The sequence below is a fragment of the Xylanimonas protaetiae genome (genome assembly GCF_004135385.1).
GTDB classification, from domain to species: domain Bacteria; phylum Actinomycetota; class Actinomycetes; order Actinomycetales; family Cellulomonadaceae; genus Xylanimonas; species Xylanimonas protaetiae.
Genome location: NZ_CP035493.1, coordinates 1006277 through 1032187 on the forward strand (window position 1 = coordinate 1006277; position 25911 = coordinate 1032187).

The window sequence follows — 25911 nt, forward strand, 5'->3', positions numbered from 1 at the left end:
CGGGGCCGACGTCGTCCCGTGCAGGGGGCCGACGTCCCACGCGGGGCCGGCTCAGCGGCGGACCGAGTCGGCCTTCACGCCGCGGACCGCGTCGAACGCGCCGCGCACGCGGCGGGCGTTCACCGCGACCAGCACGTCGCGGTACTGCGCCGCCCGGTGCAGGTTGCCCTTGAGGTCGTTCGACGACGGCCGGTGCTTGAGGTCGCACGGCACCTCGACCGCGACGTACCCCTGGCGGAGCAGGTCGATCGTCATGCCCGTCTCGACGCCCCAGCCGCGCGCCAGCGGCGTCGCCGCCTCGAACGCCTCGCGCGTGAGGCAGCGCATGCCGCTCAGCGGCTGCGTCGGCGTCCAGCCCGTCAGCGCGTGGATCGCGCGGCGCGCGGCGCCGACGACGATGCCGCGCCCGCCCGCGCCCGGCTGCGGCGGCAGGAGGGCGATCGCCAGGTCGGCCACGCCCTCGCGCACCGGCGTGACCAGCGGCGCGGTGTTCACGGCCGTGTCGCCCAGGTCGCCGTCGACGAAGAGCAGCAGCCGCTCCGGGCGGCCCGGCGCGTCGCGCATCGCGACGACGGCGGCGCCCGTCTCCATCGCCGCCGCCTTGCCGCGGTTGTGCGAGTGCCGCACGACGACGGCGCCGGCCTCGCGGGCGGCGTGCTGCGTGTCGTCCTCCGACCCGTCGTCCACGACGAGCACGAGGTCGACGTGCGGGATCGCGCGCGCCGACCGCACAGTGGCGGCGATGCGGTCCTGCTCGTCCTTCGCGGGGATCACCACGGCGACGCGCTGCACGTCACGCATGCCGCGCGAGCCCTCCGGCCGCGGCGTCTTCGCGACGGGCAGCTCCGCTCCCGAGCGGCCGTCCACCGGGTCGTCGGCCGGGCTCGTCACCAGATCGGGTTGGGTGCGTCCCCGTACGTGGTCCGCGTTCACACGTCCTGCCTGCGTCGAAGGAAAAGGGATGGGTAGGGCAAAGGATTACCCGCAGAATGCTACTCCCCCGGTAGGGGAACTCCCTGCCACGTGGCGTCGGCTCGCCGTGACCCGCGCCGCCCCGCCAGGGCTCAGCGCAGGGTGACCTGGCGGGACACGATGCCCGCCTTCGCGCGGCGCTCGTTCGCGTCGAGCGGCTCGGTCACCGTGAGGGCGGCGTCGAGGCGCTTGCCCAGCTCGGCGGCCGGCTTCTCGACGTCGGCGGCCTCGGTGCCCGCCGGCAGCTCCCACACCGGGACCACGAGGCCCGCGGCACGGAACATGCCCAGGAACCGGGCCTCGCCGCCGTCGGCGAGCTGGAGCGCCGACTCGCGCCGGGCGTGCAGGCGGGCGAGCGCGGCGACGACGTCGTCCTCGTCCTCGGTGCGTGCCCAGCGCAGGAACTGCTTGCCCATGTCGCACCAGTACGCGTGCTCGACGGACGCGAGGCGGACGGTCGGGATGGTCGACTCGGCGGCCTCGGCCAGCGACGCGTCGATCTCGGCGGTGCGCTCGGCGGTCGCGTCGACCCAGAACTCGTAGTCGTCGTGCACCGTGACGTCGAACGCGACCTTGGCGTCCAGCACCTCCTGGAGGCGCGGGCCGTCGGGCGCGGGCTTGGCGACGATCGCGGTGCCCGGCTCGGCGTCGATCGCCTCGAGCAGCGCGCCGGCCAGGTCGCGCGACGGGTCCGTGGACGACAGCGCGCCCTGCAGCGCGAGCAGGATCGTGCCGTCCGGGCGGTGCATCGCGGCGTAGCCGCCGGGCAGCATCGTGACGACGACGACGTCCTTGGCGCCGAACTTCTTCGTGGTGCGCGCGGTGCCGGTGGCGGCGGGCACGATCTCTCGGAAGGCGACCCAGTCGGGCTCCCCAGGGAGGCCCTCGAAGGGACGCAGCACGAAGTCGTTGGCGGTGCTCTTGGACATGCGACCGATCCTATCGGCACCGCGCCGCATCAGCTCAGACCCGCGCGGCCGGGACGCGGACCGCTGGTGCGCGCGCCCGCTCGTGCTTACCGTCGACAGATGGACTCTCCCCGCGTCGGCGCGTCGCTCGTCGCCGACTACGAGGCGGGTGCCGAGGTCGGGCCGCCCCCGGCGGCCGCCGACTGGACCGGCGCCGCGCCCGACGACGGACCGCCCTGGCTCGCGGCGACGCTGCCCGTGCTCGACCTGGCCGCCGGGTCCGTCCAGGCGCTGCGGCGCGCCGCGCAGCGCGCCGGGGCCTCCGGACCCGTCGTCGACGGCCCGCTGGACCTCGGGCGGGTCGCCGCGTCGTTCTCCTCCGAGCGGCTCTTCCGGCTCGACGGGCACGAGGTCGAGGGCTTCGCCCCGATGTCGGGCTTCTTCCGCAGCGCCGACGGCTGGGTGCGCACGCACGCCAACTACCCCCACCACGCGCACCGCCTGCTCGCGATCCTCGGGCTGCACGGCCTCGGCGAGTCCGGGCTGCACGGCCTCGCCGGGCCTGGGCAGACCGGCACCGTGCTGCCCGGGTCCGGGCCGGAGGTGCTCGCGCGGGCCGTGGCCGGGTACCGCTCGCAGAACCTCGAGGACGCCGCGGCGTCGGGCGGCGCCGTGGTCGTCCGCGTGCGCACGGAGGACGAGTGGCGGGCCTCGGCCCAGGGCGAGGCCGCGGCGTCGGGGCCGGTCGTCCAGGTGACGCGGCGCGACGACATCGGGCCCGCGCGGCCGCTCGGCGGCGGCGCCGCGCCGCTCGCCGGGATGCGCGTCCTGGACCTCACGCGCGTCATCGCCGGGCCCGTCGCGACGCGCTCGCTCGCGCTGCTCGGCGCCGACGTGCTGCGCGTCGACCCGCCCGTGCCCGCCGAGATCCGCTGGATGCACCTCGACACCGGCCAGGGCAAGCGCACCGCGCTCCTCGACCTGCACGACGACGGCGACCTCGCCCGCGCCCAGGCGCTGCTCGACGACGCCGACGCGCTCGTGACCGGCTACCGCCCCGGCGCGCACGAGCTCGCGCGGCTGCGCGTGCCGCCGGGGATCGTGCACGCGCGCGTCTCCGCATGGGGCGAGACGGGTCCGTGGGCGCAGCGGCGCGGGTTCGACTCGATCGTGCAGGCCGCGACGGGCATCTCGATCATCGAGTCCCTGGGCGGCGACGCGAGAGAGAAGACCGGTCCCGGCGTGCTGCCCGCGCAGGCGCTCGACCACGCCACCGGGTACCTGCTCGCCGCGGGCGTCGTGGACGCGCTGCGGGCACGCTCCGCCGACGGCCGCGGCCGGGACGTCGTCGTCTCGCTGGCCCGGACGGCGGCCTGGCTGCTCGACGCGCCGGGGCGCGACCCGCAGCACCCGGCGCCGGCGCCGCTACCGCGCGACGCGACGGTGAGCCACGGGCACGGCCCCCAGGTGACGACGTCCCGCCCGGCGCTGCCGGGCTTCGACGACTACGCGTCGCCCGCGCACCCGTGGGGCACCGACCACGCGGCGTGGGCGACGACGACGGTGTGACCGCGGGGTCGTTGGCTGGTGGCAGTGCCGGGGCCCGGGTCCTGCGACGGCGCGCAGGACGACGAGGAGCGGCCCGGCTCGCATCACGCGGAGACGCTCAGCACGGAGCGCCTTCCGCACCTGCGCGGCGCCGCGGAGCGCATGGTCCCTCGGGGCCGTGGCGCAGTGCCGCCGGTCAGCGGCGCGGGGTGCTCGGCTCCGCGGTGGCCGCCTCGGCCTCCGTCACGACGTCGCGTTCCGCCGCCCGGGCGCGGGCCAGGGCCTCGGCGCGCGCGGCGACGATCTTCGTGTGGAGCGCGGTGTGGACGCGCTTGCGGACGTCGCGGGAGATCTTGTCGACGTCGTCCTCGTCGGGCTCCGACGGGTCGCCGTGGGCGGCGAGCTCCGCGCGGAGGCGGTCGACGGCGGCGGCGATCTCGGCCTCGGCCTGCCGCTCGGCCTCGTCCAGCAGGGCGACGACGGCGGCGTCGGCCGCGCGGCCCACCTGGTGGTCGGCGAACTCGCGCGCCGCGGCGTCGACGAGCTCGCGGGCATGCCGGACGACCGAGGTGGCGGTCGCCGGCGCGTGCGCCTTGAGGGCCTGGAGGTCGTAGAGGAGCACGCCCTCGACGTCGGCGACCTCGGGGTCGACGTCGCGGTGCAGCGCAAGGTCGAGCACGACGAGCGGGCGGGGCGTGCCCCGGTCGGCGGAGCCGGCGCGGGCGGCGGCGCGCTCGGTCGCCCGGACGCGGGCCCGCGCGACGGCCGCGGCGTCGAGCACGAACTCGATCGAGGCCTCGGGGCCGCGCCGGTCGGCGTCGGGCTCCGCGCCGGGCTCCACGTCGGGCTCCACGTGGGAGCGCGACGGCGCGGGCGCCGGGTCGGTCGGCGTCGCGAGCGTCGGCCCGCGGCCGCGGGCGCCCGAGACCGAGACGACCAGGTCGGCCTCGGCGAGCGCCTCGACGAGCGACTCCTCGTCCGGGCCGAGGGCCTCGACGTCGTGCGACTGGGCGAACAGCTCGGCGCGGCCGGACTGGGAGAAGACGCGGACGTCGTCGGCGCCGCGCGCGGCGAGCGCCGCGACGGTCGCTCCGGCGTACGAGCCGGTGCCGATGAGGACCGTGCGGACGTTGCGCCACGCGGGCAGGGCGCGGGCGGCGAGGTCGAGCGCGAGCTTGACGACGGAGCGGCCGGTGGCGCCGAGCTCGGTCGACGTGCCCACGCGCTTGGACGTGCGCGACGCCGTCTGGAAGAGCAGCTCGAGCGTCTTGGACGTGGTGTGCTCCTCGCGGGCGATGGCGAGCGCCCGCTTGACCTGCCCGGCGATCTCGCGCTCGCCGATGACCATGGAGTCGAGCCCGGCCGCGACGGCGAACAGGTGCTCGGGCACCTCGGACGCGGTGCGCACCGTGAAGGAGCCCGTCGCGGTCGTCGCCGGGACGCCGGACGCCGCGGCGACCAGCTCGGCCACGTGCGTCGTCGCGTGCTCCAGCGTGTGCCCGTTCATCGGCGCCTCGACGTCGAGGTACAGCTCGAACCGGTTGCACGTGGAGATGACGACGGCACCCTGCACGGGCTGGCACGAGCCCACGATCGTGCGTGCCACCGACGCGGACCCCGACGACAGCCGCTCGAGCGCGTCGAGGTCCAGCTCCCGGTGGGAAGCGGTCAGGGAGAGCAGCACCACAGCTCTGGACTGTAGTTGCCCGCCCGCGCCGGGGCAGAATCCTTGCTCGTGACCTCCCACACTCCGGCCCCCGAGCCGCTCGGTGCCACGCACGTCGCGACGACGACCCCGCTGCCGTCGGACCATCCGCTCGCCGACGGGCGCACCGCCGCGTCGCCGCTGGTCAGGGCTCTGCGGGGTGACCGCCCCGAACGGCTCCCCATCTGGTTCATGCGGCAGGCGGGCCGGTCGCTGCCGGAGTACCGGAAGGTCCGCGAGGGGCACGCGATGCTCGACTCGTGCCTGGACCCGGCCCTTGCGACAGAGATCACACTGCAGCCCGTGCGCCGCCACGGGGTGGACGCGGCGATCTTCTTCTCCGACATCGTGGTGCCGCTCAAGCTCGCGGGCGTGGCCGTGGACATCGTGCCCGGCGTCGGGCCCGTCATGGACCAGCCGTACCGCACGCCCGCCGACGTCGACCGGCTCGTCTCCGCGACCCTGACGCCGGAGGCGCTCGCGCCCGTCCGCGAGGCCGTCGCGCTGACGGTCGCGGAGCTGGGCGGCACGCCGCTCATCGGGTTCGGCGGGGCACCCTTCACGCTGGCCGCCTACCTGGTCGAGGGGCGGCCGTCGCGCGACCACCTCGCCGCGCGCACCCTCATGCACGCCGACCCTCAGACGTGGGACCGCCTGGTCGCGTGGACGGCGTCGCTCACGGGCGACTTCCTGCGCGCCCAGGTGCTCGCGGGCGCCTCGGCCGTGCAGCTCTTCGACTCGTGGGCGGGGTCGCTGTCGCTGGGCGACTACACCGCGCGCGTGGCGCCGGCGTCGGCGCAGGCGCTGTCCGCCGTCGCCCACCTCGGCGTGCCCGGCATCCACTTCGGCACCGGCACCGGGCACCTGCTCCCGGCGATGCGGGACGTCCTGACGTCGGCCGGGATCGCGGACCGCGTCGTCGGGGTCGACTACCGCACCCCGCTCGACGAGGCTCTGGCCATGATCGGCGAGGGCGTGACCATCCAGGGCAACATCGACCCGGCGCTGCTCGCGGCGCCGTGGGACGTGCTCGAGGCGCACGTGCGCGACGTCGTCGCCCGCGGGGCCGGGGGTGCGGGACCGGCCGGCGGGCGTCGCGCGCCCGGGCACGTGGTGAACCTCGGGCACGGCGTGCCGCCCGAGACGGACCCGACCGTGCTGACGCGCGTCGTCGAGCTGGTGCACTCGCTGTGACGGCGGAGGAGAAGGTCGACGCCGTCGTCGTCGGCGGCGGCATCGGCGGGCTCACGGCCGCGCGGACGCTGGCACGGCGCGGGCTGCGCGTCGTCGTGCTGGAGGCCGACGCCCTGCCCGGCGGGCCGGTGCGCGGCGGGCACTTCGCGTCGCTGCCGTCGGTGCCCGTGGACGTGGGCGTGGAGTCGTACGCCGCGCGCGGCGTCGCGGTGACCGAGCTCGCGGAGGAGCTCGGGCTGACGGGCGCCGTGCCGGCCGCCGCGCAGGCGTGGGGGTACTCGGCCGGGCGCACGTTCCCGCTGCCCGCGGCGGGCATGCTCGGCATCCCGTCGACGCCGTGGGCCGCCGACGTGCGCCGCGCGGTCGGGTGGCCCGGCGCGCTGCGGGCCTCGCTCGACCGCGTGCTGCCGGCCCGGTTCGCCGACACGTCGTCCCTCGGGGCGCTCGTGCGCTCGCGCATGGGCCGCCGCGTCACCGACCGGCTCGTCACGCTCATCGCGGCCGGCGTGCACTCCGCGACGGTCGACGCGCTCGACGTGGGCGCCGTCGCCCCCGGGCTGCTCGACGCGTTCGCGCGCGAGGGCTCGCTGTCGAAGGCCGTCGGCTCGTTGCGCAAGGCCGCGCCGGCCGGGGCGATGGTCCGCGGCGTCGACGGCGGCATCCACGCGATCATCGAGGCGATGGTCGGCGAGCTCAACGCCGACGCCGAGCAGTGGGACGCGCAGGGGTCGCCCGCCACGAGCGCCGGCGTGCGCTGCACCGAGAAGGTCGTGGGGATCGAGCGCGTCGCGGGCCTGGGCGGCTCCGCGGCCGCCGGCCGCTGGAAGGTCACCACCGCGACGGGCGCCGTCGTCGTCGCGCCGCGGCTCGTCGTCGCGACGCCCGCCGTGGCGCCCCTGCTGGCCCCCGTCGTGGGCGTGGACCCGCCGACGGCGACGCCGGGCGCACCCATCGCGCTCGTCGCACTGCTCCTCGACGCCCCCGAGCTCGACGCCGCCCCGCGCGGCACGGGCATGCTCATCGCCCCCGACTCGCGCGGCAGCACGGGCGTGGCCGCGAAGGCGTTCACGCACGCGACCGCCAAGTGGCCCTGGCTCGCGGCCCGCGTCCGCGCGGCCGCCGGCGAGGGCGTCCACGTCGTCCGCCTCAGCTACGGCCGCCTGGGCGACACGGTCGTGGAGCCCGACGTCGAGCGCGCCACGCACGACGCCGGCGTCCTGCTGGGCGTCGACCTGCGCGGCCGCGTCCGCGACCACCTGGTCCAGCGCTGGGACGGCTCTCTCCCGCCGCCCACCCCGGCCTACCGGGCGGCGCTGACAGGCTTCACGGACGCAGTGGCGGCCCAGGACGGCCTGACGGTCGTGGGCGGCTGGATCGCCGGCACGGGCCTGGCGTCGATCGTGACGCACGCCCGCACGGCGGCGGCGGACCTGTAGCAGCCGGCCTCGGCGACACGTCTGACCGGCAGTTCGTCGTCAACCCGTGCCCCCGGGCGCACGGGTTGACGACGAACTGCCGGGGTGTGACCAGCCACGCAGCGACCTGGTTTCGTTCAGCGCGGGCCGCGCGCGAGGATGGGGGCGTGACCGCACCCCTCCGTCTCGGCACCCGGGCCAGCCTGCTGGCCACCACGCAGTCGGGCCTCGTGGCGAAGCGCCTCGAGGAGCTGACCGGGCGGCCGGTCGAGCTCATCCACATCCGCACCGACGGCGACGTGCTCACCGGGTCCCTGGCCTCGCTCGGGGGACGGGCGTGTTCGTGGCCGCGCTGCGCGAGGCGCTGCTCGACGGGCGCTGCGACGTCGCCGTCCACAGCCTCAAGGACCTGCCCACGGGTGCGGTCGAGGGGCTCACGTTCGTCACGCCCGAGCGCGAGGACCCGCGCGACGCCCTGTGCGCCCGCGACGGGCTCACGCTCGAGACCCTGCCCCGCGGCGCCCGCGTGGGCACGGGCTCGCCGCGCCGCGCCGCACAGCTGCGCGCCGCCCGCCCGGACCTCGACGTCGTCGACATCCGCGGCAACGTCGACACGCGCCTGAGGCGCGCGCTCGGCCCGGACGCCGACCTCGACGCCGTCGTGCTCGCCTGCTCGGGCCTGACCCGGCTCGGCCGCCTCGACGCCGTGACCGACGCCCTCGACCCCGCGCTCGTGGCCCCGGCCCCCGGGCAGGGCGCGCTCGCCGTCGAGGCCCGCACCGCGGACGTCGCCGAGGGCGGCCCGCTCGCCGAGGCGTTCGCCGCCCTCGACCACCGCGCCACCCGCCTGTCCGTGATCGCCGAGCGGGCCGTGCTCGCCCGGCTCGAGGCCGGCTGCGCCGCGCCGGTCGGAGCGCTCGCCAGGGCGTCGGACGGGGAGCTGACGCTCGACGCCGTCGTCGCCCGCGTGGACGGCACCGAGACGCTCGGGCACCGCGCGTCCGTCGCGCTCGGGCAGGACGTCGCGGACGACGACGCCGCCCGCGACCTGGGCGTGCGCGTCGCCGAGGCCCTGCTCGCCGACGGCGCGGAGCGCCTCGCCCCGCTCGCCGCGACGGTCGCGCGGCCCGCCCCGGCGACGCCGGACCCCGCGCTCGCCGACCCCACCGAGGCGGGCGCTCCCGGATCGTGACCGACCTGGACCTCCCGCTCGCCGGCCGCACGGTGCTCGTCACGCGCGCCCCGGAGCGCTCGCGCGCGCTCGCCGAGCGGCTGCGCGCGCTGGGCGCCGACGTCCTCGTCGCACCGGTGACGGCGACGGCCCCGCCCGCGTCCGTCACTGCGCTGGACACGGCGGTCCGAGCCCTCGACGCGTACGCGTGGGTGGCGGTGACGAGCGTGAACGCCGTCGACGCCGTCGTCGCGGCGGCGGCCCGGACGGGCGTCACGCTCGCGGGCCTTCCGCCGCGCGCATCGGAACGTGCGGACGGGATCGGAACGTGGGTTGCGGCGCACGTTCCGATCCCGAATGCACGTTCCGATCGGCACGGGGCCGGGGCGACGCGCTGGGCCGCGGTCGGGCCGGCTACCGCCCGGGCGCTGCGCGGGGCCGGCGTGGCGGTCGCGCTGGAGGCGCACGGGACCGCGGGCGAGCTCGTCGCCGCGTTTCCCGCCGCGCCCGCACGCGGTGCGGCGGCCGAGACGGGTGCCGCACCGATGACCAGCAGCGCGCCCGCACCCCAGATCGATGCCGCGCCCGGTCTCGCGGCCGGCGCGACGCCCGGCTCGGCGGCCGCTTCCGCTACCGCGGCGACGCCGGACGGCACAGGGCCGGGCCGCCGCGTGCTCCTCCCCCTCGGGGACCTCGCGCGCACCGTGCTCGCCGACGGGCTGCGCGCCGCCGGGTGGGACGTCGACGTCGTCGTCGCCTACCGCACCGTGCCCGTCGCGCTGCCCGACGACGTCGCCGGCCTCGCCCGCGCCGGGCGGGTCGACGTCGCCGTCGTCGCCGCCGGGTCCGCCGCGCGCGAGCTCGCGCGGCAGCTCGGGGACGCCGCTCCCCCCGTCGTCGCCATCGGACAGCCTTCCGCCGACGCCGCCCGGGCCGCCGGGCTGACCGTCGTCGGCGTCGCCGACCACCCCACCGACCACGCTCTCGCCGACGCGCTGTGCGCGGCGGCCCACCCAGCACCGACCACGAGGAGTGACGCGTGAGCTCAGGAATCGTCTACCGCCCGCGGCGGCTGCGGGCCACGCCGCGCATGCGGCGGCTCGTCGCCGAGAACCGGCTGCACGCGGCCGAGCTGGTGCTGCCGCTGTTCGTCAAGGAAGGGCTCACCAAGCCCGCCCCGATCACCTCCATGCCCGGGCAGGTGCAGCACACGCTCGGCACGCTGCGCGACACCGTCGCGGCCGCGGCGCGGGCAGGGCTGGGCGGCGTGATGCTGTTCGGCATCCCCGCGGTGCGCGACGCCGTCGGGTCGCAGGGCGAGGCGCCGGACGGGATCCTGCAGCGCGGCATCGCCGTCGCGCGGGCCGCGGTGGCCGAGGTCGAGGCGGAGACCGGCCGGCCCGGCCCCGTCGTCATGGCCGACACGTGCCTCGACGAGTTCACCGACCACGGGCACTGCGGCGTCCTGACCGCCGACGGCGAGGTCGACAACGACGCCACGCTCGACCGCTACGCGGCCATGGCCGTCGCGCAGGCCCGCGCGGGCGCCGAGGTGGTGGCCCCGAGCGGCATGATGGACGGCCAGGTGGCCGTGATCCGGGACGCGCTCGACGACGCCGGGTTCACCGGGGTGTCGATCCTGGCCTACTCCGCGAAGTACGCGAGCCCCTTCTACGGGCCGTTCCGCGAGGCTGTGGACAGCGCCCTCCAGGGCGACCGCCGCACGTACCAGATGGACGCCGCGAACCTGCGCGAAGGGCTGCGCGAGGCGGACCTCGACCTCGCCGAGGGCGCCGACATCGTCATGGTCAAGCCCGCGGGCTCGTACCTCGACGTGCTGCACGCCGTCGCGGAGCGGTCCGACGTGCCCGTCGCGGCGTACCAGGTCAGCGGCGAGTACGCGATGATCGAGGCCGCCGCGGCCCACGGCTGGATCGACCGGAAGGCGTCGGTCCTGGAGTCCGTCACGAGCATCAAGCGCGCGGGCGCCGACATCGTCCTGACCTACTGGGCCCTCGAGATCGCGGAGTGGATCAAGTGACCGTCACCAACCACGAGGCGTTCGTCCGCGCCCAGGCCGCGATCCCCGGCGGCGTCAACTCCCCCGTGCGCGCGTACCGCTCGGTGGGCGGCGACCCGCGGTTCCTCGCGCGCGCCCAGGGCGCGTACGTGTACGACGTCGCGGGCCGCGAGTACGTGGACCTCGTGTGCTCGTGGGGCCCGGCGCTGTTGGGCCACGCGCACCCGTCGGTCGTGGAGGCCGTCCAGGAGGCGGCCGCGCGCGGTCTGTCCTTCGGCGCGCCCACGGTCGGCGAGGTCGAGCTCGCCGAGGCGATCCGCCGCCGCGTCCCCGCCGCCGAGCGCGTGCGCCTGGTGTCCACGGGCACCGAGGCGACGATGACGGCGATCCGCCTCGCGCGCGGCGTCACCGGCCGCCCGCTCGTCGTGAAGTTCGCGGGCAACTACCACGGGCACGTCGACGCGCTGCTGGCCGAGGCAGGCTCCGGCGTCGCGACCCTCGCGATGCCCGGCACCGCGGGCGTCACCGCGGCGTCGGCGGCCGAGACGCTCGTGCTGCCGTACAACGACCTCGCGGCCGTCGAGGCGGCCTTCGCGGCGCGCGGCGACCAGATCGCGGCCGTCATCGTCGAGGCCGCCCCCGCCAACATGGGCGTCGTCCCGCCGGCGCCGGGGTTCAACGCGGGGCTCCGGGCCGTCACCGCGGCGCACGGTGCCCTGCTGGTCCTCGACGAGGTGCTCACCGGGTTCCGGGTCGGGCCGTCGGGCCACTGGGGGCTCGAGACGGCGGCCGGGGAGGACTACACGCCCGACCTGTTCACGTTCGGCAAGGTCGTCGGCGGCGGCATGCCCGTCGCCGCGCTGGGCGGCCCGGCCGCGATCATGTCCCAGCTCGCGCCCGAGGGCCCCGTCTACCAGGCGGGCACGCTGTCCGGGAACCCGGTCGCCGTCGCCGCGGGCCTGGCCACGCTGCGCCTCGCCGACGACGCCGTCTACACGCACGTCGACCGCGCGGCCGCCACGCTGTCCGCCGAGGTGGGCCGCGCCCTGGATGCTGCGGGCGTCCCGCACCGCGTCCAGCACGCCGGGAACCTGTTCAGCGTCTTCTTCGGCGCGGACGCCGCGTCGTCGGGCGTGCGGGACTACGCGGACGCCCAGAAGCAGGACGTGTTCCGCTACAACGCCTTCTTCCACAGCATGCTGGACTCGGGCATCAACCTGCCCCCGTCGGTGTTCGAGGCCTGGTTCCTCTCGTCCGCGCACGACGACGCGGCGCTGTCGCGGATCGTCGAGGCGCTCCCCGCGGCGGCCCGTGCGGCCGCGGAGGCGACCCCCACCTCCTGAGACGAGGACCCGAGGCGTCGTCAGACCACCGGGCGCGCGACGTCGACGACGAGCGCGAGCGGGTCCTCCTGGAGCGTCACCGTCACGGACGGCTCGGCGTCGCCCACGAGGCCCAGGAAGACGTTCAGGTTCCCCTCGTGCCAGAACCGGACCGCGACCTGGGAGACGGACTCGCCGCCGACGTCGAGCACGAACGGGTCGACGTGCGCGGGGTCGGCGTCGGGCGGGAACGCCATCCCGGCCAGGCGGAGCAGCACGAACTGGTCGCCGGTCACGTCGACCGGGTACCCGGAGCCCTCGTCGGTCGCCGTCTCGACCAGCTCGGTGCCCCAGCCGGGCACGCCCTGCCCGGCCAGGTCGACGACGATGCGGTCGAACCCGTCGTGGAGGCCGGCGCGCACGCCCGTCACGACCGCCGAGGCGTCGTGGCTGGGCGGTGCGTCGAGCCACCACCAGATGTCGTCGGGCGCGGCGTCGTCGTGGACCACGGCGGTGTCGGCCTCGCCGGCCGCGGCCTCCGCCCGGACGTCGTCGGCCACCGCGACGCCCGCCTCCGGGTGCTCGGCGCGGGACGCGCCGCACGCGCCCAGCAGGAGCGCGAGCGCGAGCGACGCTGCGGCGGTGATACGGAGTCTGGTGCGCATGGCGTCTCCCGGTGGCGGCGGTGGGCTACCAGGAGTTTTACCGAGTCTTGGTGGAATCTCGACCGGCCGGGCGCGAGCGGGTCGCGTCGAGTGGCGCCGGGTCGTCCACGCCACGGGGCGGCGCACGCCGCGCCGCCTATTTGACCCCCTACCCCCTAGGGGTATAAACCAGAGCCATGACCGAGCACACGCACCACGCCAGCCACGACGGCGCGCACGGCTACGCCTCCGACAAGGAGGCGTACCTCAAGCGCATGCGCCGCATCGAGGGCCAGGTGCGCGGCATCGCCCGCATGATCGACGAGGACGTGTACTGCATCGACATCCTCACCCAGGTGTCGGCGGTCAAGAGCGCGCTCCAGGCCGTCAGCCTCGCGCTCGTCGAGGACCACCTCGGCCACTGCGTCGTCGACGCCGCCCGGCAGTCCGACGACGCCGGAGCCGAGAAGGTGCGCGAGGCCGCCGAGGCCATCGGCCGCCTCGTCCGCTCCTGAACCGCCCGTCGCCCGCACGCCCGCTCCACCCCGTCGTCCTGCGCGACGTCGCAGGACCCACCCCGTGAGGACACCCCGATGACGACTCTCACCACCCTCTCCGTCGACGGCATGACCTGTGAGCACTGTGTCTCCGCGGTCACGCGCGAGCTCAACGCCGTCGAGGGCGTCAAGCGCGTCGCCGTCGAGCTGCGCAACGGCGCCACGTCGTCCGTCTCCGTGCACTCGGCCGCGCCGCTCGCGGAGGCCGCGCTGCGCGAGGCGATCGACGAGGCCGGCTACGACGTCGTCGGCGTCGAGGTGCTCGAGAACGCCCTCGCCGCGCAGATGACCGAGCGCGCCGACCAGTACCGCGCGACGGGCGTGCGCCCGGCGGGCGAGCACGGGCACGCACACGGCGAGCACGGCCACGCGCACGGGGCGGGCGGCTGCGGCTGCGGCGGCCACGGCGAGGCTGCGGTCGAGGCCGCCGCCGACGCGCCCGCCCAGGCGCACGGCGGCTGCGCGTGCGGCTGCGGCGGCCAGGGCCGCCAGGGCCTGGGCATCGGCCTGCCGATCGTCCCGCTGAACTGACCCACCCCGCGGCACCCGTCGCCAGGAACCCGGCGACGGGTGCGCCGACGCGCCTTGGCGCGCCCCCGAGACCCGCTGACCGAGGCGAAGATGAGCACCGACACCACGTCCGAGACCCTGCGCGAGGTCGACCTCGCCGTCACCGGCATGACCTGCGCCTCCTGCGTGGCCCGCGTGGAGCGCAAGCTGCAGAAGCTGCCCGGCGTCGTCGCCACGGTCAACCTGCCGTTAGAGAGCGCGCACGTCGTGCTCACGGAGCCGCACGACGACGCCGCCCTCGTGGCCGCCGTCGAGGCGGCGGGGTACGGCGCGACGGTGACCGGCGCCACCGTCCCCGGCTCGGCGCAGGACGAGGCGGGCACGCCGGACGGTGACCGCGACCTGCCCGAGGCCGTGCGCCCGCGCGGCCACCGCGGCTATGCCGGCGACATCGACCTGCACGGCCAGGACCTGCTGCGCCGCCTGGTCGTCGCGGCGGTCCTCACGGTGCCCGTGACGGCGATCTCAATGGTCATGCCGTGGCACTTCCCCGGCTGGTACTGGGTGGTGGGGATCCTCTCGCTCCCGGTCGCCGCGTGGGCGGGCTGGCCGTTCCACAAGGCCGCCGTCAAGGCGGCCCGCCACGGCGCGTCCACCATGGACACGCTCGTGTCGATCGGCGTCGTCGCGGCGATGGCGTGGTCGTTCGTCGAGGTGGTCCGCGGGCCCGGCCGCGGCGCCCACGGCGGGCACGGCACGATGCCGCCGATCTACTTCGAGGTCGCCGCCGTCGTCGTGACGTTCCTGCTGGCCGGGCGGTACGCCGAGCACCGCTCGCGGCACCGCGCCGGCGACGCCCTGCGGTCGCTGCTGGAGCTCGGCGCCAAGGACGCCGAGCGGGTCGCGCTGTCCGCGGCCGGCGAGCCGCTCCGCAGGGCCGACGGCGCCTGGGACGCCACAGGCATCCCCATCGAGGACCTGCACGTCGGCGACGTGTTCGTGGTCCGGCCGGGCTCGACCGTCGCGACCGACGGCACGGTGGTCCACGGCGACTCCGCCGTCGACACGTCGCTCGTCACGGGCGAGCCCGTCCCCGTCGACGTGACCGTGGGCGACGCCGTCGTCGGCGGCACCGTCAACACGTCCGGCCACCTGCTGGTGCGCGCGACGCGCGTCGGCGCGGAGACGACGCTCGCCCGCATCGGCCGCCTGGTCTCGCAGGCGCAGACCGGCAAGGCCCCCATCGCGCGCCTCGGCGACCGCATCTCGGCCGTGTTCGTGCCCATCGTCATCGTGCTCGCGGTGCTGACCCTGCTGGGCTGGATCGTGGTCACGGGCGACGTCGACCACGCCTTCACCGCCGCGGTCGCGGTGCTGATCATCGCCTGCCCCTGCGCGCTGGGGCTCGCGACGCCCACCGCGATCCTCGTCGGCACGGGGCGCGGCGCCCAGCTCGGCGTGCTCATCAAGGGCCCGGAGATCCTGGAGCGCACGCGCACCATCGACACCGTCGTCCTCGACAAGACCGGCACCGTGACGCAGGGCCGCATGGCCCTGGAGCGCGTGACGCCGGCCGCGGGCGTCGACCCCGACGAGGCGCTGCGCTACGCGGCGGCCGTCGAGGCGCTCAGCGAGCACCCGATCGCCCAGGCGATCGCGACGGCGACCGTCCCCGGCGGGGACGACGGCGCCGCCGCGCTCGAGGTGTCCGGGTTCCTCGCCACCTCCGGCGGGGGTGTCGAGGGCGTCGTGCGCGTCGCGCACTCCGGGCTCTCGCCGCTCGGCGGCGGGAACGCCCGGCGCGTGGTGGTCGGCCGCGCGTCCTGGCTCGCCACGCAGGGCGTCACCGTCCCCGACGACGTCGCCGCCGCCGTCGCGCGTGCCGAGGACGCCGGCGCGACCACCGTCGTCGTCGCGTGGAACGGGGTCGCGCAGGCGGTGCTCGAGCTGCGCGACCCGCCCAAGCCGACGTCGGCGCAGGCCGTCGCCGAGCTCCAGGCGCTCGGGCTGCGGCCCGTGCTGCTCACGGGCGACGGCGAGGGCGCGGCCCGCGCGGCCGCCGCGGCCGTGGGCATCGCGCCCGAGGACGTCGTGGCCCGCGTGCTGCCGGAGGAGAAGGCCGCCGCCGTGGCCCGGCTCCAGGCCGCGGGCCGCACCGTCGCGATGGTGGGCGACGGGGTCAACGACGCGGCCGCCCTCGCCACTGCGGACCTCGGCCTCGCCATGGGTACGGGCACCGACGTCGCGATCGAGGCGGGCGACATCACGCTCGTGCGGGGCGACCTGCGCGCCGCCGCGAGCGCCGTCCGCCTGAGCCGCACGACCCTGCGGATCATCAAGCAGAACCTCTTCTGGGCGTTCGCGTACAACGTCGCGGCGATCCCGCTCGCGGCCGCGGGCGTGCTGAACCCGATGATCGCGGGCGGCGCGATGGCGGCGAGCTCGGTGCTCGTGGTGGCGAACTCGCTCCGCCTGCGGCGCGCAGGCTGAGGGGCGCGGGCTGAGGGGCGCGCTGCCCCGCGTGCCCGCGGGCGCCGGATGGGGCACGGTGGAGTCATGCGGTACGACACGACCGTCGACATCGCCGCCTCGCCCGACGCCGTCTGGGGCGTGCTCGAGGACGTCGAGGCGTGGCCGCGGTGGACGCGGTCGATGACCTCGGTGCGCCGCACGGCGGCCGGGCACCTGCTGCCCGGCGAGCACGTCAAGGTCCGCCAGCCGGGGCTCCCCGCGGCGGACTGGACCGTCACGGCCGTGGATCCCGGCGCGTCCTTCACGTGGGTGTCGAAGAGCCCGGGGGTGACGACGTCGGGCACGCACGTGGTGGCCCCGACGGCCTCCGGCAGCCGGGTGACCCTGACGATCGAGCAGCACGGCCCGCTCGCGCCGCTCGTGGGCGTGATGCTGGGCGGCAAGACCCGACGGTTCGTGGAGATCGAGGCGGCGGGCCTGCGGGACCGTCTGGAGCACGAGACGGCCTGATCCGGCCAGCGTCCGCCCAGGCCCGCGGCCTAGCCTGGGGCCGTGAGTGCTGCCGCCGCCGTCGACGTCGCCGAACGGCGTCGCGTCCTCTGGGAGATCTGGCTCCTGCTCGCGCTGAGCCTGGGGCGCTCGGGCGTGTACGCGGTCGTGGACATCGCGGCGCGCCTCACCTCGGGCGTCGCGTTGGCCGACCAGACCGCCACCCTCAACCCGTCCCGCTCCCCGCGGCCGTACCTGGACCTCACCTACCAGGTGCTCCAGGTCGCGTTCGCTGTGGTGCCCGTTCTGCTCGCGGTGTACCTGCTCGCGATCCGGCGCGGGTCGCCGCCCGTCACGGACGCGATCGGCCTCGACTGGCACCGGCGCGGCGCCCGCCGCGGTCGCGACGTCGGCTGGGGCGTCGCGCTCGCCGCCGCGATCGGCATCCCCGGGCTGGCGTTCTACGCCCTGGGCCGCCTGCTGGGCATCACGGTGTCGGTGCAGGCCAGCGCGCTGGCCGAGCACTGGTGGACCGTGCCCGTGCTCGTGCTCGCGGCGTTCCAGAACGGGGCGCTCGAGGAGGTCATCGTCGTGGCCTACCTGTTCGAGCGCACGCGCGACCTCGGCTGGTCGCCCACCGCGCGCGTGGACTGGCGGTTCCTCGTGTCCAGCGCGCTGCTGCGCGGCAGCTACCACCTCTACCAGGGCATCGGGCCGTTCCTCGGCAACGCCGCGATGGGCGTCCTGTTCGCGTGGTGGTACCGGTCGCGCTGGGGCAGGAACCGCGTGATCCCGCTGGTCGTCGCGCACACGCTGCTCGACGTCGTCGCCTTCGTGGGGTACGCGCTGATCCCCGCGAGCTGGCGCACGGCGCTCGGGATCACCTGAGAGACCCCGACCGTGGACCCTGGAGACGCCAACCTCCGGCCGCCGCCGGGCGCCCTGCATAGACTGCGAGTCATGCCCGAGACGGTTCCTCCTGCCGCGGCTGCGACCCCCTCGGGCCCGCAGACCGCTGCCCTGCGGGCCGTGCTCTTCGACGAGGCGGCCGCCCCCGACGCCGACCTGGTCCGCGTCGTCGACACCCCGGAGCGCCGCGTCCGGCACCCTTCCGACGTCCTGGGGATGATCGCCTCCGCGCTGGGCATCGGCCTGGTGCTGCTGCTGTCGGTGGTCGCGCACCGCACCACCGAGGGCGTGACGGCGGACGTCCAGCAGGGCTTCGCGGACCTCCTGGGCCAGATCCTCCACATCCCGATCAACGTCATCGACGGCCTGGTCACGATCATCCTGCCGGTGGCCGTGGTCATCGAGCTGGGCGTGCGGCGGCTGGGCCGGCAGGTGGTCGAGTCGATCGCCGCGGCGGCGCTCGGCCTGCTGCTCGGCGTCGCGACGCTGCTGCTCGTGCGGCACCTGGGCACCGACGACTTCATCCGCGGGCTCTCGGTCACCGACGTCAACAACGTGACCAGCCTGAAGATCCCGGCCTACGTCTCGGCCATCGCCGCGATGCTCACGGTCGCAGGCCCGCGCACGCGCCGTCGCACGGTGCGCATCGGCTGGAACGTGCTCATCGTCGCCCTGCTCATCGTGCTCATCACGAACCAGGTCACGCTGCCGGGCGCGCTCCTCACGCTCCTGCTGGGCCGCCTCGCCGGCCAGGCGGTGCAGTACCTCTCGGGCGTCCGCTCGGAGCGCGCGTACGGGCCCGCGCTGGTCCAGGCCGTGCGCCGCGCCGGGTTCCGCCCCACCGCGCTCGTGCGCGTGCGCGACCTCGGCGCCGCCTCCGGCGTCGACGACCTCGCCCGGTTCGAGGACGTCGTCGCCGTCACGCGCTCCTCCGACCCGGCGGCCGTCGCGCTCACGCGCGCCGGCGACAACCGCGTCTACGCGATGCTCACCGACGACGGCGTCCGTCGCGACGTCGTGGTGCTCGACGGCGACCGGCAGGTGGTCGGCGTCGTGACCCGGCTGTGGCGGGCGCTGCGCATGCGCGGGCTGGAAGGCCGCGCGGCCATGTCGCTCAAGTCGGTGGCCGAGCGCACGGCCCTCCTGTCGTACGCGGCCGCAGGCGCGGGCGTCCGCACGCCGCGCCTGCTGGGCATCGGCATGGCCGACGACTCCGTCGCGCTCGTCCAGGAGCACGCGCGCGGCGCGGTCTCGCTGCGCGACCTGCCCGACGAGGAGCTCGCGGGCGAACGCGGCGACGCCGTGCTCGCCGAGGCGTGGGAGCAGCTCAAGCGTGCCCACGCCGCCGGCCTGACGCACCACCAGCTCACCGCCGACGTGCTGCTCGTCCACCGGGACGACGACGACGGTCCGCACGTGTGGATCACGGGGTGGGAGCAGGGCGAGATCGCGTCCTCGACGCTCGCGCGCCGCCTCGACCTCACCCAGCTGCTCTCGCTCCTCGCGCTGCGCGTGGGGGCGCGCCGGGCCGTCGCGTCGGCGGTGCGGTCGCTGCCCGACGCCGACATCAGCGCCATCGGGCCGCTGCTCCAGACCATCGCCCTGCCGTCGGACACTCGCGTCGAGATGCGGCGCGCCAAGGGGCTCATCGACGAGCTGCGCACCGCGATCGTCGAGCGGCTGCCCGAGACGAGCGTGCAGCCCACCCGCCTGGCGCGGTTCGGCGCGCGCACGGTCATCACGCTGGCCCTGACCATCATCGCGGTCGCCATCGTCGTCACGACCATCAACTTCGAGGAGATCCGCGCCGCCGTCGCCGAGGCCAACCCGTGGTGGGTGGCTGCGTCGTTCGCGTTCTCGGGCATCACGTGGTTCGGGGCGGCCCTCACGCTCGTCGCGTTCACGCCCGGCCGCATCTCGCTGCTGCGGTCCACGCTCGCGCAGATGGCCGGGTCGTTCGTCGCCCTCGCGACACCCGCCGGCATCGGGCCCGCCGCCCTCAACATGCGCTTCCTGTCCCGCCGCGGCGTCTCCGTGCCGATGGCGGTCGCGACCGTCGCGCTCGTGCAGATCTCGCAGATCGTCGTCACCGTCGTGCTGCTCATCGTCATCTCGCTGGCGACCGGGTCCGGCGCGCTCGTCCAGGTGCCGTCCAACGCGATCCTCATCGGCATCGGCGTCACGGGCGCGGTCGTCGTCGCGCTGCTGCTCGTGCCGGGCATCCGGCGCTGGGCGTGGGAGAAGTCCCGCCCGACGCTCGAGCAGGTGTGGCCGCGCCTGTCGCAGATGCTCGGGCAGCCCGCGCGGCTCGCCGCGGGCCTCGGCGGCAACGTCATCATGACCATGGGCTACGTGCTCGCGTTCCACGCCGCCCTCCAGGGCTTCGGGCGGTCGCTGCCCATCGTCGACGTCGCCGTCATCTACCTCGTGGGCAACACCCTCGGCGCGCTCGTCCCCACGCCCGGCGGCGTCGGCGGTGTCGAGTTCGCCCTCGTCGGCGGCCTCACCGCCGCCGGGATCCCGTCGGCCATCGCGCTCTCCGTGACGCTGCTGTTCCGCTTCGTGTCGTACTGGGCGCGCGTGCCCATCGGCTGGGTCGCCATGCGCTACCTGGAGTCGAAGGACGACCTGTAGACAGGCGTCGGCCCGCCCTCGCTGCTGCGAGGGCGGGCCGACGACGTCCTGACCCGGGGGTCAGTCAGATCACTCGGAGACGGCCTTCTTCAGGACCGAACCGGCGGAGACCTTCACGCCGAAGCCGGCGGGGATCTGGATCTCCTCGCCCGTGCGCGGGTTGCGACCCGTGCGGGCGGCACGCTCGACGCGCTCGACCGAGAGCAGGCCCGTGAGCTTCACGGCCTCGCCCTTCGCGAGCGACTCCACCAGCACCTCCTGGAAGGCGTTGAGGGCGTCCTCGGCCTGAGCCTTGGTGAGCTCAGACTTGGCGGCGATCGCCGAGACGAGCTCGGACTTGTTGAGCGACATGCGGTTCCCTTCGTTGTCACGTTCGAGCCTTCCACGGCTTTCCGCCGGGAGACTGACCCCCACCCTAGGGAACATCGGCGGAAATCCGCGACTTCTCGCGGCTGTGTCTGGCTGGTGGTGCCGCATCCGGTCGCGCCGATGTCGCCGTCTCGCCGCGCGAGACGGCGACGACGGGGTGAGCATGGGGCCAGGCCCACCTGGGAGGTCCCGCTGCACCGCTGTCGTTCGCGGTCCGTCAGCGCCGTCGTCGGCACGACGACGGCGCTGCTCGTCGTGGCGGCGAGCTGGACCGCTGGGGCGGCCCCGTCGCCACCCGGCGAGGTCGGGCGTGCGGCGACGGCGGCCGGGCTCGTGGCGCCTGCGGCAGGGCTCGTGGTGCCTGCGGCAGGGCTCGTCGTGCCCGACCACGACGGCGACGCGGCCTCCCGGTCCGGGACGCGGCGGCCGGACGCCCCGACCGGCGAGCCCGGGTCGGCCGGCGAGCCCGGGTCGGCCGGCGAGCCCGGGTCGGCCGGCGAGCCCGGGTCGGCCGGCGAGCCCGGGTCGGCCGGCGAACCTGGGTTGACCAGGGCGGACGCCGCCTGGGCGCAGCGACTGACCGCGGCAGCGGAGGCGTGGTTCCGGGCGCACCCGCCGGTGCCCGTGGCGCCGGCACCCGCCGTGGTGCCCGCGCCCGAGCCGACGCCGACGCCGACGCCCCCAGCGCCGAGCCCCACCCCGCCGGCGCCCCCGGCCGCCGACCCGCCATCCTCCGACGCGCCCCGGCGGCACCACCGGCCGACCCGGCGCCGCCCGCTCCGACGCCGCCGCCCCCGGCCCCGCCGGAGGTCGACTACCGGGCGGAGGCCGAGGCCTTCCTCGACACGCTGCCCGGCGGCGCGTCCGCGCGCATCGAGTGGGGCGACCCGGACGGTCACCTGGGCGGCGTGTGGATCCCGGGCTCGGAGACGATCATCCTCAACGCGACCCGGCTCGACGGGCGCCTCGCGCAGACCAAGGACGTGCTGCGGCACGAGATCGGGCACGTGCACCAGAACCGCACGATGGCGGCGACGGGCATGTCGCTGACCGACTACGAGGCACGGCTCGACGCGCTGTTCGGCGGGCAGGGTATCGAGAAGTCGGCCGATGCGGTCGCGCTGCTGCTCGGGGCGAAGTCGGTCCGGTACGCGAGCTCGTTCAGCGACGCGCAGTACGCCGCGGCGCGTGCGATCCTCGAGGACCGGGTCCCGTAGGGCCTCCGGTCCCGCGCCTCCGGTCCCGCAACGCCAAGGGCTCGAGCTGGCTAGGACTGCCCGGGCGGGCCGTAGACGCGCGAGCCGCGCTGGCGGCGCAGCATCAGCGCGGCCACCGTGCCCGCGACGGCCAGGGCGACGACCACCCCGACGAGCGGGCCGCGAGCGCCGGCGTCGCCAGGGGCGGGCGCCTCGGTCGGCGTCGGGGACGCCGCAGCGTCCCCGGCCGCGACGGCGGACGCGGCGTCCGTGGGCTGGTCCGCCGCCTCGGAGGCGACGGGCGTCGGCGTCGCGACGGGCGTCGGCGTTTCCGGGTCCGCGCCCGGGACGGCGAGCACGAACCGGAACGAGCCCTCGATGGGGTGGCCGTCGGCGGAGACGACGCGCCAGGCGACGTCGTAGTCGCCGTTCGCCAGGTCGGGCGGCAGCGGGACGGTCACGGTGGCGTCGTCGACCTGCGGCGCGGATGCCCCGACGTCGGCGCCGCCCGAGGTGACCACCACCTGCGTGCCGGTGGGCAGCACGGCCTCGTTGAACTCGAGCGTGAGTGCGGCCGGGAGGACGACGACGGTGGACCCGTCGGCGGGGTCGGTCGACACGAGCCTGTCGTGCGCGGCAGCCGGGCCGGCGAGCCCGACGAGCGCGAGGCCCGCACCGACGAGGCTCAGCAGGAGGACCCGGGCAGAACGCTGGAACGCCATGCGGGGAACCCTAGGCCCGCCGCGGCCCGCCCTGGTCACCGCGCCCGTGTGAGATTCGCCCGGGCGGTCCGCACGACCGGCAGGCCGCGACGACGCGGCAGGTCGGGGCCCCGTCCGGCAGACTCGGGGCATGGGTTCTGGTGGTTTCTGGTCCTCGTACTCCCACGGGTTCGCGCGGGTCGCGGCCGTGACCGTGCCGGTGCGGGTCGCCGACCCGGCGGCCAACGCGACTGCGGTGGTCGAGCAGGCGCGGGCGTGCCACGACGAGGGCGTCGCGGTCGCGGTGTTCCCCGAGCTGTGCCTCACGGGCTACGCGATCGACGACCTGCTCTTGCAGGACCCGCTGCTGGAGGCCGCGGCCGACGCGCTGGCCGACGTCGTCGCGGCCTCCGTCGACCTCATGACGGTGCTCGTGGTGGGCCTGCCTCTCGAGGCGGGCAACCGGGTGCTGAACTGCGCCGCCGTCGTGCACCGGGGGCAGGTGCTGGGCGTCGCGCCCAAGTCGTACCTGCCGAACTACCGCGAGTTCTACGAGCGGCGCTGGTTCGCGCCCGGCGACGACCGGCGCGGGGCGACCGTCCGCGTGCTGGGCGAGGACGTGCCGTTCGGCCCCGACCTGGTCTTCGAGGCGTCCGACGTCGCGGGCCTCAAGGTGCACGTCGAGGTGTGCGAGGACATGTGGGTGCCCGTCCCGCCGTCGGCGGAGGCGGCCCTGGCCGGGGCGACCGTGCTGCTCAACCTCTCGGCGTCGCCCATCACGGTGGCGCGGGCCGAGGACCGTCGGCTGCTCGTGCGCAGCGCGAGCGCCCGGTGCAGCGCCGCCTACGTGTACGCCGCGGCGTCGCAGGGCGAGTCGAGCACGGACCTCTCGTGGGACGGCCAGACGATGGTCTACGAGTGCGGCGACCTGCTCGGCGAGTCCGAGCGGTTCCCGGACGGGCCGCGCCGCACGGTCGTCGACGTCGACCTGGACCGGCTGCGGCAGGAGCGCCTGCGCCAGGGCTCGTTCGACGACAACCGCCGGGCGCTCTCGGCCCGCGCCGACGGCTTCCGCACGGTCGGCTTCGAGCTCGCCCCGCCGTCGTCGGACATCGGGCTGCGGCGCAAGGTGGACCGCTTCCCGTTCGTGCCCGACGACGCCGAGCGCCTCGCGCTCGACTGCTACGAGGCCTACAACATCCAGGTCACCGCGCTGGAGCAGCGGCTCACCTCGATCGGGCAGCCGAAGATCGTCATCGGCGTCTCGGGCGGCCTCGACTCGACGCACGCGCTCATCGTCGCGGCCAAGGCGATGGACCGCCTCGGCCGGCCCCGGTCGGACATCCTCGCCTACACGCTCCCCGGCTTCGCGACCGGGACGGCGACGAAGGACCGCGCGTGGCGGCTCGGGCGCTCGCTCGGGGTCGCCTTCGAGGAGATCGACATCCGGCCCGCGGCCACGCAGATGCTCACCGACATGGGCCACCCGTTCGGCCGGGGCGAGCCCGTGTACGACGTGACGTTCGAAAACGTACAAGCCGGCCTGCGCACCGACTACCTGTTCCGGCTCGCGAACCACCTCGGCGGCATCGTGCTCGGCACGGGCGACCTGTCGGAGCTCGCGCTGGGGTGGGCGACGTACGGCGTCGGCGACCAGATGTCGCACTACGTCATCAACTCCGGGGTGCCGAAGACGCTCATCCAGCACCTGATCCGGTGGGTCATCTCGACGTCGCAGTTCGGCTCCGACACCGACGACGTCCTGGCCGAGATCCTCGACCAGGAGATCTCCCCCGAGCTCGTGCCCGCGGGCGCGGACGGGGCGCTGCAGTCCACCGAGGCGAAGATCGGCCCGTACGCGCTCCAGGACTTCACGCTCTACTGGACGCTGCGCCACGGCCTGCGCCCGTCGAAGATCGCCTTCCTGCAGTGGCACGCGTGGCACGACGCCGCGGCAGGCGAGTGGCCGCCCGGGTTCCCGCACGACGATCGGTCCGCGTACGACCTGGCGACCATCCGGTCGTGGATGGAGCTGTTCTTCCGGCGGTTCTTCGCCAACCAGTTCAAGCGCTCGGCGATCCCGAACGGCCCGAAGGTCTCGGCCGGTGGCACGCTCTCGCCGCGCGGCGACTGGCGCATGCCGTCGGACGCGTCCGCGGCGGCGTGGCTGGCGGACCTGGAGAACGTTCCCGCGACCCGTTGACTTTCCCGACGGGAAAGTGGACTCTCTTTCCATGGAGGAAAGAGAGGGGACCGCGATGAACATCTCTCCGGACGACGCGCGCGCCGCGCTCGCCGCCGCCGACGCCGGCCACCACGCCGTCGCCGACGAGGTCGGGGTGCCCGGCTGGTACTGGTGGGGCCTCGCCGCCTGCTGGGTCGGGCTCGGCGCGGTCGCCGAGCTCGACGTCTGGTGGCTGACCACGGTGGCCACGCTGCTGTTCGGCACCGTGCACGCGTGGGTCTTCGGCCGCGTCGCGAGCGGGCGGCACCGCACCGGGCTGGTGAGCGTGCGCCGCACGGTCGCGGGGCGGCACACCCTGCTCACGGTGTGGCTCCTGCTGGTCGCGCTCGTCGTCGTCACGGTGGTGTTCGCGCTGCTCCTCGACGCCGACGGCGCGGCGCACGCCACGCTCGCGGCATCCGTGCTGCCCGCGGCGGTCGTCGTCGCAGGCGGGCCGTCGCTGGTGCGCTGGTCGGCACGACGGGCTGCACAGCGGTCGGCCCAGCGGTCGGCCCGACGGGCGGCACGGCGGTGAGCGCGCACGCCCCGCGGCCCGACGCCGACGCCGACGCCGCCGTCGTCCCCCGGTTCGACGAGCTGATCCACCCGGCCACGCGGCTCCAGCTCGCCGCGGCGCTCGCCGCGGCGGACTGGGCGGAGTTCGCCTTCCTGCGCGAGAAGCTCCGGCTGTCCGACTCGGCGCTGTCCAAGCAGCTCAGCGCCCTGGAGGACGCGGGCTACGTGACGACGGAGCGGGTGCTGGACGGCGGCCGCCACCGGCTGCGCGCCCGGCTCACGCCTGCGGGGCGGGCGGCGCTGAGGGGCCACCTGGCGGCGCTGCAACAGCTCGTCGCAGACGCCTGACCCCCCGTTTCAACGTCGTACCTCCTTGCGTTCTGGGCCCCATAACGCAAGGAGGTACGACATCGAAAGGGAGGGGTGGCACCCGGG

General features: G+C 75.9%; 22 protein-coding genes and 1 pseudogene. 17 read left to right on the forward strand and 6 right to left on the reverse strand.

The features are described from left to right. Positions 1–51: 51 nt before the first annotated feature. Positions 52–933 carry a glycosyltransferase family 2 protein gene (locus ET471_RS04540; RefSeq protein WP_129186799.1) on the reverse strand — a complete coding sequence of 294 codons (882 nt, stop codon included), beginning with the start codon at positions 931–933 and terminating at the stop codon, positions 52–54. A gap of 131 nt (positions 934–1064) precedes the next feature. Further along, a complete protein-coding gene (locus ET471_RS04545) occupies positions 1065–1901 on the reverse strand; it encodes a DUF5926 family protein (RefSeq protein ID WP_129186800.1) in 837 nt (278 codons plus the stop codon). 99 nt (positions 1902–2000) lie between these two features. Here ET471_RS04545 and ET471_RS04550 point away from each other — a divergent pair, with 99 nt between their 5' ends. Beyond that, positions 2001–3449, forward strand: coding sequence for a CoA transferase (locus ET471_RS04550; protein ID WP_129186801.1), 1449 nt, complete (start codon positions 2001–2003; stop codon positions 3447–3449). A 175-nt stretch (positions 3450–3624) separates the two neighbouring features. On the opposite strand, the gene ET471_RS04555 is transcribed toward ET471_RS04550, so the two are convergent. After that, positions 3625–5115, reverse strand: a complete 1491-nt coding sequence (locus ET471_RS04555; protein ID WP_129186802.1) for a glutamyl-tRNA reductase — start codon at positions 5113–5115, stop codon at positions 3625–3627. Between the two features lie 48 nt (positions 5116–5163). Here ET471_RS04555 and hemE point away from each other — a divergent pair, with 48 nt between their 5' ends. The 6 genes and pseudogenes from hemE (at position 5164) to hemL (ending at position 12276) form a co-directional block, all read left to right on the forward strand. Beyond that, positions 5164–6327: a uroporphyrinogen decarboxylase gene (gene hemE / locus ET471_RS04560; protein ID WP_129186803.1), complete on the forward strand. Its 1164-nt coding sequence runs from the start codon at positions 5164–5166 to the stop codon at positions 6325–6327. Beyond that, entirely contained in the window at positions 6324–7763 is a 1440-nt protein-coding gene (locus ET471_RS04565) for a protoporphyrinogen/coproporphyrinogen oxidase (RefSeq protein ID WP_129186804.1), read from the forward strand. Before hemE ends, ET471_RS04565 begins: the two co-directional genes overlap by 4 nt. Positions 7764–7909: 146 nt before the next feature. Continuing rightward, a pseudogene (gene hemC, locus ET471_RS04570) lies at positions 7910–8934 on the forward strand (hydroxymethylbilane synthase). Beyond that, positions 8931–9956, forward strand: a complete 1026-nt coding sequence (locus ET471_RS17890; protein ID WP_165350401.1) for a uroporphyrinogen-III synthase — start codon at positions 8931–8933, stop codon at positions 9954–9956. Before hemC ends, ET471_RS17890 begins: the two are co-directional and overlap by 4 nt. A 47-nt stretch (positions 9957–10003) precedes the next feature. Next, on the forward strand, positions 10004–10954 hold the full coding sequence (hemB, locus tag ET471_RS04585; RefSeq protein ID WP_242496499.1) for a porphobilinogen synthase: 951 nt from the start codon (positions 10004–10006) through the stop codon (positions 10952–10954). Further along, complete coding sequence (gene hemL / locus ET471_RS04590; RefSeq protein ID WP_129186805.1) at positions 10942–12276, forward strand: glutamate-1-semialdehyde 2,1-aminomutase; 1335 nt, start codon at positions 10942–10944, stop codon at positions 12274–12276. Before hemB ends, hemL begins: the two co-directional genes overlap by 13 nt. Before the next feature lie 20 nt (positions 12277–12296). Here the strand turns inward: hemL and ET471_RS04595 are convergent, their stop codons facing one another. Next, positions 12297–12920 carry an AMIN-like domain-containing (lipo)protein gene (locus tag ET471_RS04595; protein WP_129186806.1) on the reverse strand — a complete coding sequence of 208 codons (624 nt, stop codon included), beginning with the start codon at positions 12918–12920 and terminating at the stop codon, positions 12297–12299. Positions 12921–13096: 176 nt separating this feature from the next. On the opposite strand from ET471_RS04595, the gene ET471_RS04600 reads away from it, so the two are divergent. The 6 genes from ET471_RS04600 to ET471_RS04625 all read left to right on the forward strand — a co-directional run bounded on the left by ET471_RS04600 (position 13097) and on the right by ET471_RS04625 (position 20470). Then, complete coding sequence (locus ET471_RS04600) at positions 13097–13414, forward strand: metal-sensitive transcriptional regulator (RefSeq protein WP_129186807.1); 318 nt, start codon at positions 13097–13099, stop codon at positions 13412–13414. A gap of 78 nt (positions 13415–13492) precedes the next feature. Next, entirely contained in the window at positions 13493–13987 is a 495-nt protein-coding gene (locus tag ET471_RS04605) for a heavy-metal-associated domain-containing protein (RefSeq protein WP_129186808.1), read from the forward strand. A gap of 90 nt (positions 13988–14077) precedes the next feature. Continuing rightward, positions 14078–16456, forward strand: coding sequence for a heavy metal translocating P-type ATPase (locus ET471_RS04610; RefSeq protein ID WP_129186809.1), 2379 nt, complete (start codon positions 14078–14080; stop codon positions 16454–16456). Between the two features lie 66 nt (positions 16457–16522). Beyond that, the gene (locus tag ET471_RS04615; RefSeq protein ID WP_129186810.1) at positions 16523–16948 is read left to right on the forward strand and encodes an SRPBCC family protein; all 426 of its coding nucleotides are present in this window, start codon (positions 16523–16525) and stop codon (positions 16946–16948) included. A gap of 42 nt (positions 16949–16990) precedes the next feature. Next, positions 16991–17815 (forward strand): CPBP family intramembrane glutamic endopeptidase, encoded by an 825-nt coding sequence (locus ET471_RS04620; RefSeq protein ID WP_129186811.1) that lies wholly within the window; start codon positions 16991–16993, stop codon positions 17813–17815. A 72-nt stretch (positions 17816–17887) separates the two neighbouring features. After that, a complete protein-coding gene (locus tag ET471_RS04625) occupies positions 17888–20470 on the forward strand; it encodes a lysylphosphatidylglycerol synthase transmembrane domain-containing protein (protein ID WP_129186812.1) in 2583 nt (860 codons plus the stop codon). 69 nt (positions 20471–20539) lie between these two features. Here ET471_RS04625 and ET471_RS04630 read toward each other — a convergent pair whose 3' ends face one another. Next, positions 20540–20821, reverse strand: a complete 282-nt coding sequence (locus ET471_RS04630; RefSeq protein ID WP_129186813.1) for an HU family DNA-binding protein — start codon at positions 20819–20821, stop codon at positions 20540–20542. A gap of 614 nt (positions 20822–21435) precedes the next feature. Here ET471_RS04630 and ET471_RS18385 point away from each other — a divergent pair. After that, the gene (locus ET471_RS18385; RefSeq protein WP_129186814.1) at positions 21436–22056 is read left to right on the forward strand and encodes a hypothetical protein; all 621 of its coding nucleotides are present in this window, start codon (positions 21436–21438) and stop codon (positions 22054–22056) included. A gap of 50 nt (positions 22057–22106) precedes the next feature. Here ET471_RS18385 and ET471_RS04645 read toward each other — a convergent pair whose 3' ends face one another. Continuing rightward, entirely contained in the window at positions 22107–22757 is a 651-nt protein-coding gene (locus ET471_RS04645; RefSeq protein WP_165350402.1) for a copper resistance CopC family protein, read from the reverse strand. A 130-nt stretch (positions 22758–22887) separates the two neighbouring features. Here ET471_RS04645 and ET471_RS04650 point away from each other — a divergent pair, with 130 nt between their 5' ends. From ET471_RS04650 to ET471_RS04660, 3 genes are read left to right on the forward strand one after another with little or no spacing between them, the layout of a single operon-like run. Further along, positions 22888–24939, forward strand: a complete 2052-nt coding sequence (locus tag ET471_RS04650) for an NAD(+) synthase (RefSeq protein ID WP_129186816.1) — start codon at positions 22888–22890, stop codon at positions 24937–24939. Between the two features lie 55 nt (positions 24940–24994). Next, a complete protein-coding gene (locus ET471_RS04655; RefSeq protein WP_207207330.1) occupies positions 24995–25495 on the forward strand; it encodes a hypothetical protein in 501 nt (166 codons plus the stop codon). Next, positions 25492–25824, forward strand: a complete 333-nt coding sequence (locus tag ET471_RS04660; RefSeq protein ID WP_129186817.1) for a transcriptional regulator — start codon at positions 25492–25494, stop codon at positions 25822–25824. The genes ET471_RS04655 and ET471_RS04660 overlap by 4 nt, the downstream gene beginning before the upstream one ends. The last annotated feature ends 87 nt before the right edge of the window (positions 25825–25911 follow it).

Coding starts and splice junctions, on each gene's coding strand:
- ET471_RS04615 (WP_129186810.1), top strand. CDS start 16,523: ATGCGGTACGACACGACCGTCGACATCGCCGCCTCGCCCGACGCCGTC.
- ET471_RS04550 (WP_129186801.1), top strand. CDS start 2,001: ATGGACTCTCCCCGCGTCGGCGCGTCGCTCGTCGCCGACTACGAGGCG.
- hemB (WP_242496499.1), top strand. CDS start 10,004: ATGCGGCGGCTCGTCGCCGAGAACCGGCTGCACGCGGCCGAGCTGGTG.
- ET471_RS04595 (WP_129186806.1), bottom strand. CDS start 12,920: ATGCGCACCAGACTCCGTATCACCGCCGCAGCGTCGCTCGCGCTCGCG.
- ET471_RS04645 (WP_165350402.1), bottom strand. CDS start 22,757: ATGGCGTTCCAGCGTTCTGCCCGGGTCCTCCTGCTGAGCCTCGTCGGT.
- ET471_RS04655 (WP_207207330.1), top strand. CDS start 24,995: ATGAACATCTCTCCGGACGACGCGCGCGCCGCGCTCGCCGCCGCCGAC.
- ET471_RS04545 (WP_129186800.1), bottom strand. CDS start 1,901: ATGTCCAAGAGCACCGCCAACGACTTCGTGCTGCGTCCCTTCGAGGGC.
- ET471_RS04625 (WP_129186812.1), top strand. CDS start 17,888: ATGCCCGAGACGGTTCCTCCTGCCGCGGCTGCGACCCCCTCGGGCCCG.
- ET471_RS04600 (WP_129186807.1), top strand. CDS start 13,097: ATGACCGAGCACACGCACCACGCCAGCCACGACGGCGCGCACGGCTAC.
- ET471_RS04610 (WP_129186809.1), top strand. CDS start 14,078: ATGAGCACCGACACCACGTCCGAGACCCTGCGCGAGGTCGACCTCGCC.
- ET471_RS04605 (WP_129186808.1), top strand. CDS start 13,493: ATGACGACTCTCACCACCCTCTCCGTCGACGGCATGACCTGTGAGCAC.
- ET471_RS04650 (WP_129186816.1), top strand. CDS start 22,888: ATGGGTTCTGGTGGTTTCTGGTCCTCGTACTCCCACGGGTTCGCGCGG.
- ET471_RS04630 (WP_129186813.1), bottom strand. CDS start 20,821: ATGTCGCTCAACAAGTCCGAGCTCGTCTCGGCGATCGCCGCCAAGTCT.